Annotated in this window: 8 protein-coding genes; 6 read left to right on the forward strand and 2 right to left on the reverse strand. The window is 40.2% G+C overall.

Translation table 11 applies throughout. The annotated features are described in order from the left end of the window. The first annotated feature begins 65 nt into the window (after positions 1-65). The 4 genes from BY457_RS10840 to BY457_RS10855 all read left to right on the forward strand — a co-directional run bounded on the left by BY457_RS10840 (position 66) and on the right by BY457_RS10855 (position 4552). Entirely contained in the window at positions 66-683 is a 618-nt protein-coding gene (locus BY457_RS10840) for a nitroreductase family protein (RefSeq protein WP_106153351.1), read from the forward strand. 440 nt (positions 684-1123) lie between these two features. Continuing rightward, positions 1124-1690: a YceI family protein gene (locus BY457_RS10845; protein ID WP_106153352.1), complete on the forward strand. Its 567-nt coding sequence runs from the start codon at positions 1124-1126 to the stop codon at positions 1688-1690. Between the two features lie 18 nt (positions 1691-1708). Then, positions 1709-2158, forward strand: a complete 450-nt coding sequence (locus BY457_RS10850) for a MarR family winged helix-turn-helix transcriptional regulator (RefSeq protein WP_106153353.1) — start codon at positions 1709-1711, stop codon at positions 2156-2158. A 336-nt stretch (positions 2159-2494) separates the two neighbouring features. Further along, a complete protein-coding gene (locus BY457_RS10855) occupies positions 2495-4552 on the forward strand; it encodes a HelD family protein (protein ID WP_106153354.1) in 2058 nt (685 codons plus the stop codon). A gap of 1 nt (position 4553) precedes the next feature. Here BY457_RS10855 and BY457_RS10860 read toward each other — a convergent pair whose 3' ends face one another. Together BY457_RS10860 and BY457_RS10865 are read right to left on the reverse strand one after the other, a co-directional pair. Further along, positions 4554-4889 (reverse strand): TraR/DksA family transcriptional regulator, encoded by a 336-nt coding sequence (locus tag BY457_RS10860; RefSeq protein ID WP_106153355.1) that lies wholly within the window; start codon positions 4887-4889, stop codon positions 4554-4556. A gap of 2 nt (positions 4890-4891) precedes the next feature. Beyond that, positions 4892-9040 (reverse strand): hybrid sensor histidine kinase/response regulator transcription factor, encoded by a 4149-nt coding sequence (locus BY457_RS10865; protein ID WP_106153356.1) that lies wholly within the window; start codon positions 9038-9040, stop codon positions 4892-4894. A gap of 293 nt (positions 9041-9333) precedes the next feature. Here BY457_RS10865 and BY457_RS10870 point away from each other — a divergent pair, with 293 nt between their 5' ends. Together BY457_RS10870 and BY457_RS10875 are read left to right on the forward strand one after the other, a co-directional pair. Further along, positions 9334-10932, forward strand: a complete 1599-nt coding sequence (locus BY457_RS10870; RefSeq protein ID WP_106153357.1) for a glycoside hydrolase — start codon at positions 9334-9336, stop codon at positions 10930-10932. 49 nt (positions 10933-10981) lie between these two features. Then, positions 10982-12427, forward strand: a complete 1446-nt coding sequence (locus tag BY457_RS10875; RefSeq protein ID WP_258176696.1) for an Ig-like domain repeat protein — start codon at positions 10982-10984, stop codon at positions 12425-12427. Positions 12428-12442 lie beyond the last annotated feature (15 nt).

The raw sequence follows: 12442 nt of genomic DNA on the forward strand, positions 1-12442 counted from the left end.
CAACAAATAAAGTTAAAACATATATTTGCAGTGTAATTGAATTTTAAAAAAGTAAATACGTTGATATGGAAACAAGAAAACTTTTTAGCGAACGACGTTCAGTCAATAATTTTGACAAGTCAAAATCACTCTCGCAAGAGCAGGTTAAAGAGATTGTTGACCTGGCAGTGATGGCTCCTTCGGCTTTTAATCTTCAACCATGGAGGCTTGTGATGGTTCAGAGCGATGAGAATAAAACCAAGCTTTATGAATTGGCCAATAATCAGGAAAAGATTCTTCAGGCCCCTGTTACCTTTATTGTTGTTGGAAATAAAGAAGGATACAATAATGAAAATCCGGTATGGGAGGAAATGCTTCAATCGGTTGGTGGCAGAGAAGAAATCGTTGAAGGAGCCAAGCAGGCTGCACAGTTTCTCTATGGAACCAGTGAGGAGCGTAAGTTAAAGTTCGCAGAAAGCAACGCAGGGTTATTGGCCATGTCGTTGATGATCGCAGCCAAAGAATACGGTGTGGACTCGCATCCAATGAGCGGACTTGATTTTGACGGCGTTCATAAAGCTTTTGGACTGAAAGATAGTGAGGAGGTGGTCATGGCTATTGCATTGGGTTATGCTGATGATTCCCAAAAGCTTTATCCCCGTCGCCCCAGAAGGTCGTTCGATGATATCGTGACCGTATTTTGAGATTTGAAAATAATTATGTCTTAAATATATATTTTTAACCTACTGACTGACCTGATTTGGGCTGACTTTGGCAGGTAAGCCTAAAAACCAGGTTGTTTTATCGTAAAATCGTCTCTGTTTGAATCTCGTGCGTGCAGCAAGCGAGATGAGTTTTGGCGATTACGAAAAAAGAACCGTAGTTTTTAGAGCGAAAGCTGGCTCAGTCTTGAATTATTGCGTTTAGTGAGAACAATATCAAGCTTGCTTGAATATTGTCGAGCGTAGCAATAATCATGTTCATAATTTCTTTGTCCCGAAATAGGTTTTTGTTGGTTTTGGAAAACAAAACCTTACAAAACCATAATCGGGATCAGGGTTTAAGGGATGAAATCCCTATTGGGATAATATTTGGGGCACTATTGATTTGATAAACAAGTTTTTTAATTGAAAATTTTATCGTGATGAAGAAGTTATTGTTTGTTTTTATAATAGGAATTTCATTTGCATTAAATGTTGATGCTCAGGAAACCAAAGAGGTTGACGTAAAGAAGAGTACCCTTACCTGGGAAGCCGGAAAAATTGGTGGGTCTCACGATGGAACGATTGACCTGAAGTCGGGACATCTGGTGGTTGATGATGGTCTGATCACCGGTGGGGAATTTGTCATTGATATGGAAAGTATTGCAGTGACAGATATTGAGGATGAATCATTAAACCAACAGTTGGAAGGACATCTTAAATCTGCTGATTTCTTTGGTGTCGAAAAACATAAATCCAGCAGGTTTGAGGTTGTATCTTCATCAAAATCAGGTTCTGACCTTAAAGTTAACGGGAATCTAACCATCAAAGGAAATACCAACCCTGTCACATTTCTGGCACAGGCGACCAAAAATGGTTACAAAGCCCGAATTGAGGTTGATAGAACTTTATATGATGTTCGTTACGGATCTAAAAAATTCTTTGATAATTTAGCCGACAAAGCCATTGATGATGAGTTTTTCATTAATGTGGAGTTATTTGTTAAGTAACCAAAGGTTTTTTGAGCTATGCGCATCGAAGATGAGATAAAAGGACGCTTTCGGAATGAATACTACAAAGGGTTTATCAACCTGCGTTATACAACAAATGTTCTGAGCTATGAAATGGTTCAGTCGTTTAAACGCTTTGGAATTACCGAACCGCAGTATAATGTGTTGAGGATTCTTCGTGGTTTTCGTTCGGAGGCGCCTTTGTCTGTTGGTTTTATCAAGGAGAGGATGCTGGATAAAGTATCTGATGTGAGCCGAATTATCGACAGGCTGGTGGAAAAAGAAATGGTCACCCGGGTTGAAAATCCTGCCGACCGCCGGCAGAAGAGTATTGAAATAACCGCAAAAGGCCTCTCCCTTCTGGATGATATGCTGGGTTGTGAGAAGCAAACGGACAATCTTCTGTCCAATCTGACTCCTGATGAAATAAAGGAGCTGAACCGTCTGTTGGATAAAGCCCGGGACTGATGTAAATGTCCCGGATTTGAGTTGATTTTTTTTATTATTTTTGCCGCTGTTATGATAATTCACCGGTCAAAATACTGCGGCATTACTCCCCCCTGAATTCTCTGTACGGAAGAGTTTGTTAAGACAGTCATGTGTTTTTGTCATTCTGAACGCAGTGAAGAATCCCAGAGTCAATAATCTAAAAAACCATGATCTATGCTATGCAAAAACTGTGTGACTTATTAGACAGCCTCCTTTTGTTTTGGATACCTGACAATTTTTTGAGGTCTCATACTCAATTTTCAGATTTACTTTCTGAAAAGAATTTTTCCAACAGTACAAATTTTAAACAGCGGCATGTTTAATAAGACAGAGAAAGACGAGAGAAATTACCTGGAATCGATTAAAGAGAAGTTGCAATCAGCCATCAACCAGATCGACATAAATGTAGTGCAATATGCCAAAGATGTGCAGGCTCAAAAAGATTATCTCTGGGAGCATAAAACCGGTATGGATCATGTGGAGAAAGTGGCTGTTCATCAGTCTGTGAGGCAGTCGGCCCTAACCGGTGAAGCTGCTGTGGAGAAAAAGAAAAGGTTGCGTAAACTCAGACAATCGCCCTGGTTTGGGCGGTTCGATTTTAAAGAAAAGGATGCTTTTAAATCACTACCTGTTTATGTAGGCGTTCATGCCTACTACGACGAGGCTCAGAAAGAGAATTTGGTGTATGATTGGCGGGCACCGGTTTCCTCCATGTTTTACGATTTTGAGCTGGGGACGGCCAATTATGAGGCGCCTACAGGTGAAGTGGAAGGAGAAATTACTCTAAAACGTCAGTTTCGTATTCGATTTGGTGAAATGGAATACATGCTGGAAAGTTCGCTGAACATTCATGATGAAGTGCTTCAAAGGGAGTTGGGTAAGGCTTCGGATGATAAGATGAAGCACATTGTTGCCACCATTCAACGCGATCAGAATGCCATCATCCGGAACGAAGATTCTCAGGTGCTAATTATTCAAGGGGTGGCAGGTTCAGGGAAAACCTCTATTGCCCTTCATCGTATTGCATTTCTGCTTTATCGCTTTCGTGAGACCATTTCCTCAAAAGATATTCTGATTTTATCGCCCAACAAGGTTTTTGCAGATTACATTTCCAATGTGCTGCCTGAGTTGGGGGAGGAGCAAATCCCGGAAATAGGGATGGAAGAACTGGCCAATCAGCTTCTTGACGGCAAATACCGTTTTCAGACTTTCTTTGAGCAGGTTTCGTTGTTACTTGAGAAGGAAGATGAAAGTTTCCGGGAGCGGATTCAGTTTAAGGCCACTTTCGAATTTGTGACTAAACTGAATGAATACCTGGCTTATATTGAAAACAACTACTTCGAGCCTGAGATGATTATGGTTCAAAGAAATCCCATTCCGGATTCCTATATTGCTGATAAGTTCAAGTCACTTCACCGGGTTCCGCTGTTTTTAAGGTTCAACGAAATTGTCAGTCACATTGAGCGTGACCTGCTTTTTTACAATCAGTACGAAATATCCGGAAAGGAACGCAACGAATTGCGGAAAACCATCAGGAATATGTTTCGGATTACCAATTTGCGGGAGTTGTACAAAGACTTCTATCAGTGGCTGGGCAGACCTGAAATGTTTAAGTATGCCAGGGCCTCAACTTTTGAATATCCCGATGTTTACCCGCTGGCTTTCATGAAACTGAAACTTGAGGGATTTAAGACCTTTAGTCATGTGAAGCACCTTTTGGTGGATGAAATGCAGGATTACACTCCCGTTCAGTATTCGGTGCTGTCGCGCTTATTTTCCTGCAAAAAGACCATTCTTGGAGATGCAAACCAGTCGGTAAATCCTTTTAGTTCTTCTAACTCCGATTCCATTGCTAAAGTTTTTCCGGGTGCCGATTGTATGTTATTGAATAAAAGCTACCGTTCCACCAGTGAAATAGCCCGTTTTGCTCAAAAGATCCAACCCGACAGCGACCTGGAAGTGGTTGAGCGGCACGGAGAGGCACCTTCAGTGGATGCTTTCAAATCAAAGAACGCACAAATTGAAAAGATAAAAACCATCATCGATGAGTTTGAGCTGTCGGACTTTCACTCATTAGGAATTGTTTGCAAAACGCAAAAACAGGCAGCAAAACTCTATGCTGCATTGACCGACGATTACGACCGCTTATTGCTTTTAAGTGCCGAAACTGGTGCATTTGGACAGGGAATTATTATTACTTCATCGCACATGGCCAAGGGCCTTGAGTTTGATCAGGTTATTATCCCTGATGCCGATGCTGACAACTACTACAATGAAGTGGACAGGGGGTTGCTTTATATAGCATGTACCCGTGCCATGCACCGGCTCAATTTGTTGTATTTGAAAGAGCGGTCACCCTTTTTGGCTGAATAGCTTATCTTTTCAGGCAAGAGGCACAAAGACGTATTTCTGGCCTTAGTTTTAGCCTTTCGAAGGGAATGCTCTGGTGACATTTGTTGCAGATGCCAAAGCTTCCATCGTTTTTTAATTTCAGGATTTGTTCCAGTTGCGATAGTCGGGTTTTGGCATTTCGCAAACTGGCATCAAAAATGGTTTTGTTGTTGATGGCATCCATCCGGGAGATGCGCCCAATGGCATCATCGGGAGAGATAGGACCGGTGAATTGTTTCAGTTCTTCTATTTTGGCAGTAAGCTTATGGATTTCTGATTCAATGATGGTTACCAATTGTTCTTTTTCGTCTTTTGTCATAGCTAAATTTTTTTACTCTTTTGGTATTGCGATGGAGTTATGCCGTAGTCTTTTTTGAATGTTACTCCAAAATAGCTGACATCCTTGAAACCACATTGATAAGCTACTTCAGAAACAGTTAATTGGTTTTCTTCAAGTAGTTCGGCAGCTTTCATCATTCGCATTTTTCGAATGAAGGTGTTGGGGTTGATGTTTGCCAATTCTGATATTTTCCGGTATAGCATGGAGTTGCTAATTGACATTTTTTCAGCGAGTTGCCTGACCGAAAAATCAGGATTGGAAATGTTTTTTTCTATTATATCTTTGGCTTGAATCAGTAATTCATCATGGATATCATTTATTTTATTCTTATTGGGGTTAAAGCTTTTTTGGAAAGCCTGATTCCGTTTTTGCTGCTCAAGTAATGCTTCCATTCTTGCCAACAGAGTAGGCAGATTAAATGGTTTGGCAATATAGCTGTCGGCACCTGCTCTGTAACCTTCTGCTCGTTCTTCATCCGATGTTTTGCCGGTTAACAGAATCACGTTGAGGTGCGAAGTAGTCTCATTGGCTTTTATTTTTTTACATAGTTCAATGCCGCTCATCGAAGGCATTACAACATCCGATATTATGATGTTAGGTTTTTTGTTGACGGCAGTTTCATAACCAATCATTCCATTGGGCGCCTCAATTATATTAAAAATGGATTCCAGACTTCCTTTTAAAAGTTTTCGGAAATCGTAATTGTCCTCAACGAGCAGAACGGTGGGCTTATGGTCGAATGATTGTTGAAGATTCTTTATTCTAAGAATGGTTTCTTCTTCAATATCTTCAGCTTCCATGAGGGTTGCAGGGATTTGTTCCAATCTGTTTTCTGCAATTTCGTTTTGGTCGAAAGCTTTTTTGTTGACTGGAAGAAAAAATGAAACAGTTGTGCCCTCTCCGGGTATGCTTTTCAGACGAATGGTTCCTTTATGTGTCTCTACCATTGCTTTTGTGAGAGATAATCCAATGCCGAAACCTCCGGATTGGTGGTTGTTGCCACTGATGGACTGATATCGATCGAATATCAAGGCTTGTTTTTCCTCACTTATACCCTCACCGGTGTCTTGTATCTCAAAATTGGCTATTGTTCCATCTTCTGTTTTTGAAAGTGATAGATTGAGGGTTATTGTTCCTTCTTTGGGCGTGAACTTAAACGCATTCGATAATAAATTGTAAAGAATTATGTCAATTTTTTCCTGGTCGAACCATAGGTTCGATTCGGGACAATTAATGTTATAGTCAAAAATAATATGTTTCTTTCGGGCGAGGGGGGCAAAATTGTCACAAATGAACTGCGTGAATTTGTTGAGGTTTCCTCCACTCACAGATAGCGGAAGTTGCTCTATCTCGGATTTGCTAAAATAGAGGAATTGTCTGTTTAGGCGATTTAGGCGGTTGATGTTTCTTTCGGCAAGTGCCAGGTCTTTCCCATTGGGAGCGATGTGAGTATGTCGCCAGTCGTCTATCAGGCACCCCAGAATGCTCAATGGTGTTAAGAATTCATGGGAAATATTGGCAAATAGACCTTGTTTGAAAATATTGAGTTTATCGGACTTTTGTCTTTCTATATGTTCAATTTCCAATGCATGTATTACCTGTTGGTTTTTACGTTCCATTCGGAAGATAAAGAAAATAATACCTCCGAAGATTAGGGCGTAAAAGGTAAAGGCCCACCATGTTTTGTAAGGTGCAGGGTTCACTTTGATGAACAGTTCTTCTGGCTTTGGGTTCCAATGTCCCTGACTGTTGGAGCCTTTGATCATTAAAGTGTATTCTCCGGGTTTCAGGTTGGCGTAGTTTAGGGTTCGCATGTCTGCGTCCATAAATCGCCATTCGTTTTCCAGCCCATCGAGCAGAACCGAATATTTATTGTTCTCGGGTTGAGAATAGGAGAGGGCTGCAAAAGAGACTGAAAAATTGTTTTCGAGATGATTTAATATAAGTGGTTTGTCGCGGGATGTTGTAATGGATACCGGTTTGTTCATTACTTTTACGTTGGTAATAACCACCGGCGGAATGAAATTATCAGGACTGATATCCCGTGGATTAAAGATGTTAAATCCTCTGTTTCCACCAAAATAGAGATTCCCTTCTGTGTCTTTAAACGAAGCTCCTCTGTTAAAAATATTACCCTGAAGTCCGTTCTCCTCAAGAAAAAAATGGGATCTGACCTGTTTTTCCATGATGTTCAGTTTTGTCAGTCCCCGGTTGGTTCCAATCCAGATATTGTTATTGCTATCCTCATTTATCGCATAAATTATATCTCCCGCTACATACGGAGCAAATGAGATAAATTCCGACTGAGCAGGCATCCACTTGAATAATCCGCCACCACCAGAACCAACCCAGATACTCCCTGAGGAATCCTTGAACAATGTAAGAATGTGGTCGGTTATTAACCCATTGCTATCTTTTTTTGACGCTTGAAATCTTTTGAATTCGAGTGGATAATGCTGCGTTATGTCTGAAATGGCTTGGTTTATTCCTCCATCGAAAGTGGCGGCCCATAAATTATTATTGTTGTCAATAAGTATTTTTGAGATTCTGTTACTGCTCAGGGAGGTTGGATTGTTAACATCCGTGGCATATCTCAGAATGAAGAAATTATGGAATTTATCGGGAGTTGACTCAACGATTTTGTAGAGGCCGTTTTCTGTGCCTATCCAAACGTGACCGAAAGGATCTTCATGAATATCAAATATTTCTCTTGATGGAAAATCGTATTCAGGAGTGTTTTTGTTGATTATCAAGTGCTCACCTGTTTTGGGATTAAACTTAATTATGCCCATATATCTGGTTCCAAGCCATAAAAAACCTTTAGAATCCTGAAAAAAGCAGTTGACTGTGTTTAAGTCCTGGGGTAGATTCTTGAACCTGGGAATACGGTTGTACTGAGTGAATGAGCGATTCTTCAAATTAAATACTCCGAACCCCATGCTTTTTACTCCAACGAGTAAATCCCCGGCATTGGTTTTTATAAAAGAGGAAATCGATTGACTGCCGGGAGATTCTGTCTCGGCTGTAATATGCATGGAATTGAAAAGTTTGATTTTATTGTCAATTTTATTTACTCCACCGCCGGAGGTTCCGACCCAGATTAATCCTGAAGCATCACAAAGTATGGAGAACGCTTCGTTGTGTGAGAGTTTTATAGAATTGCTCTTGGTGGTGAATTTGGTAAAAACCGGCTTTAATTGTTGCGGATTTTGCGATATGGCCAGGCCCGTAGGGCTCCCCACCCACAGATTTCCATCTTTATCGAAAGTCAAATCGAAAATTATGTTCTCTGCCGCATCGAATTCATTATTATCGAATTTAATGTGTTTCTTAATTATGATACTATCTTCTTCGTATTTAAAGTTGATAATACCTTCTTCCCAAAGTCCAAGCCAATAATTGTTTTCTCCTTGCTGGGTCATGGCAAAAGGAGAGAAATGTTGTAATTCTAATGGGATGTCTTCTTTTTTCCAGGATTTTACAGTGTTGTTTGTTTTGTTGATATGTGTTAACGCTCCTTTCCACGAGGATATCCAGATATTATTGTTGGCATCTTTAAAAATATTGGTAATCCAATCGGAATTCATTCCCGCTGTTCCAGTCGCAATATTGTACTTCTTAATGATGCCTTTTTCCGGGTCTAAAACATCCACTCCGGCTCCTGAACTACCAATCCAAATGTGGTCGAATTCGTCTATTACGATGGTTTCTATAACATCATAAGATAAAGTAAATGGTGGGGGAGACTGAGTATTGAAAAATGTAAAGCTTTCATCCGTTCGATTAAGTCTGGCCACACCGCGGTCTGTGGCACACCATAAATACCCGTTGGAATCTTCCAGAATGTTGTTAAATAAGTTTGTTATCAGTCCTTTGGAGTGATGGTTTGCGATGGAGAATGTTTTTAGCACATACCCATCAAATCGAATCAGTCCCTCTGTGGTACAAAACCATAAAAACCCTTTTGAGTCCTGGAAAACATCTTTTACATCATCGGAAGGGAGGCCCTGCGTACTGTTGATTATATCAATATCGTAATTATTAAGGGGTGATTCTTGCGCTACACTATTAAAGAAAAGTGTTGTAGCGAGAAGGTAGGTTGCGCTTAAGTATTTTAATATGGTGTTCATTTGGTGTTTTTTTTTATTTGTTATTGGCTGCAAAAGCAAATGATAAAAAGCGATTTTAATTGTTAAAAACTCCTTTTTACCCTTAATGATAATTCAAAAGTAAAAAAAATAGTGAATGATTTATTGTAATATATTGTAACAATCACATAATCAACATAAAAAATAATTTTCATGTGATTGATAAATTATTGAATGCGACTAAAAAACACGAATGAGTGAATGAAAACTTATAACTATCTGCATTAAAATTAACTTAATTTGATGGTGTTGTTTAAAAATTAACAAATTGTCGAATGAGGATTTTTCTATTGCTATCAGGATTTTTTTTATGGATGAACTTTGGAGTTTCAGGCCAGAAAATTGAAAAAGTATTTATTGAGATGGATACTGAAAAGGAATATCAGGTTATTCATTCATTTGGAGCATCAGATGCCTGGCGCTGTCAGTTTGTTGGTAAAAACTGGCCGGATGCAAAAAAAGAAAAAATGTCGGAGTGGTTGTTTAGCCAAGAGGTTGATGACAAAGGAAACCCATTGGGAATTGGTTTGTCCTTATGGCGTTTTAATATAGGGGCCGGAAGTATGGAACAGGGCGATAGTAGCGGGATTGTGAATCCTTGGCGAAAATCAGAATGTTTTCTTTCCCCTGACGGGACTTACGACTGGTCAAAACAGGAAGGTCAACAATGGTTTCTGAAAATGGCCCATCAATATGGTGTTGAGAACACTGTGGCTTTTCCAAACTCTGCTCCTGTTTATTTTACTACTAATGGGAAAGCTTTTTCTCCAAAGGGGCGGACAAATCTGAATGTTCGGGATAATAAATTACAGGATTATGCGAAGTTCCTGACTGATGTGTGTGAACACTTTGAAGATAGGGGGCTTGGTTTTTCATATCTTAGTCCGTTTAATGAGCCCCAATGGGACTGGAGTAATCCTACTCAAGAGGGAACCCCCGCTACGAACGAGGATCTTTATCTGCTGACCCATTTTATCGATCATGAATTTCAAAAGCGCGGACTCCAAACGATGATTGCTCCGGGTGAAACTGCCGAATACAACTTTCTATATGAGAGGGTTTCTGATTATGTGGGTAGTTCTGAGCAATTCCGGGATTTTCTTTCTCCCGACAGCCCGCTTTTCTTAGGTAAGCTAAAATACACTGCTCCTCTCTTTTCAGCACATAGTTATTTTACCACCTGGCCGGTTGAAAAACTTATTAATGTGAGGCTTAAACTTCGGCAGAGCCTGGATTCAATTAATCCTGAAATGGATTTCTGGCAAAGTGAATTTTGCATATTGGAAAACAATGATGACATAACTGGTGGACATCAACGTGATCTTGGTATGGCTACAGCTCTGTATGTTGCCAGGGTAATGCATTACGATTTAACCATTGCCAATGCTACTTCCTGGCAATGGTGGACCGCCATCACTCAATGTAATTACAAAGACGGACTTATCTATTTGGACAATGGGGGAGAAGGCATCTCAGACCAACAACATCCGGACAATGAGAAATTAAAGTTTGATGGGAATTTCCATGATTCAAAGCTTATGTGGGCTATGGGGAATTTCTCCCGATTCGTGAGACCGGGAATGGTCAGAATTGAGGTCAAGACCGATAATGGGGATAATCATCTTGAGCAGGCACTTTCATTGATGGTATCTGCTTTTAAGAATAATGCTACAGGAGAGGTGGTATTGGTACTGATAAATTACTCCGATAAAAAGCAGTCTCTGGAATTACAAAACAAAGTTCTTTTCAATGAGGAGATAAAGACTTATGTCACTTCAAAAAATGAAAACTTGTCTTTTCGGAAGGGTAGTCTGGAAAACCTGGTTGTTGACCCGCAGACCGTTAAGACAGTTATCCTAAAATATAAAGAGTGAAAAACAGGTATATGTTTGAATTGGATTATAATTTTAAAAAATGAGGTCTATGAAAAAAAGTGGAAAAAGTTTGACAATGTTGTCATTATCATTGCTGTTTGGCGCAATCCTGTTCTGGGGGTGCGATGATGACAATGAGAAAAGCTGGGATGTAAGCAGCGACCCGGCATTGGAATTGCAGGCTGCGGAGATACATTCCGAACAGGGACGCACCATCCGGATTGAAGGGATTGCTACCGATGAGGTGGGCATAAAAAAGATCAACCTGAATATTGATGACTGGTATCTTAACCGGGATATTGAGATCTCTACCAATGATTCAGTGGTGAAGAGTTATGAACTTTCTTACGACTTTTTGGTGCCTGAAGATGCAGCCAATAAAGGACATAGTATTCAGGTTACCGTTTATAATATGGGAGATCGAACGGCGAGTGAAATTGTGGAAGTTTTTATGGATGGCGACTTCACCAACCCGGTTCTGGATGTTAAAAATCCTGTTAATGGATTAACTCTGGCTCCTGACAGCGAATTACCTGTTGAGATAAATGCTGTGTTGGGAGATTCGCGTCAGCTTGGTTATTTCGTAGCCAGGGAATCGTCCATAAATTTCTACGACAGTGTTTCGTTTATGGGAACAGGGCAACTGAATTTTGAATATCAGAATATTGCCACCCTGCCTGCTGAAGTAGGCGAGTACAATTTTGAGTTTGTTTTGGCAGACAGTGCTGGTAATGTGGTGACCAGCAACAGAGTCGTTAAGGCTTCTTTTGACTTTGACAAACTGTATCTTGCCGATGTGGCCACCGATGAGGAACTGAATTCGGACCTTTTTGGTGTTCCTATGTTGATTTCGAAAACTGCACCTTACAATTTTGAAGGAAAGTATTATGCGGAAGCTCCTGGCGCAGAAGTTAGGTTTGTTCCTCAAACAACAAGCTTCGCACCTCATTGCTATGGTCTGGACCCCAACGATCCTTCCAAATTGATCAATGATCCTGAAAATGCCTTGCCAATTGTTCTTGATCAGAAAGGATATTACCTTATTTCTGTTGATTTGGAGAATATGACTTACAATGTGGAGTCTTATGTTCCCGATGACTGGTATTTTGAGCCGAAAATTGAGAATCCCGATGACGATGCTTATATCGAAACCGAATATGTAGGAAAATTGGGATTGGTTGGTAAAGGATTTCCTGATTATCCCGACCAGGACTGGGCTACCTGGGCTTCGATTGAGTTGGAACGTGATCCTGAAAATAATTACAGGTTTTACAAAACTCTTGATATGGAAGGAACCGTTGAATTTATTTTCCAACCCGAACATCCATGGGGATGGTGGCCCGAACCATTCTGGCGTTTTGATAGAAAAGTGGATCCAGAAAAAACAATTTTAAAAGGAGGAGAGAATGTTGCGATGACCGTCGCGGTCAGAACTACTTACAAAGTTACATTTGATTCTCATCTCAACAGGGCCAAAGTGGTACCGGTTCAATAGAGAATAAGAAAATTA

It is taken from the genome of Marinilabilia salmonicolor, from assembly GCF_003003035.1.
Taxonomy (GTDB): domain Bacteria; phylum Bacteroidota; class Bacteroidia; order Bacteroidales; family Marinilabiliaceae; genus Marinilabilia; species Marinilabilia salmonicolor_A.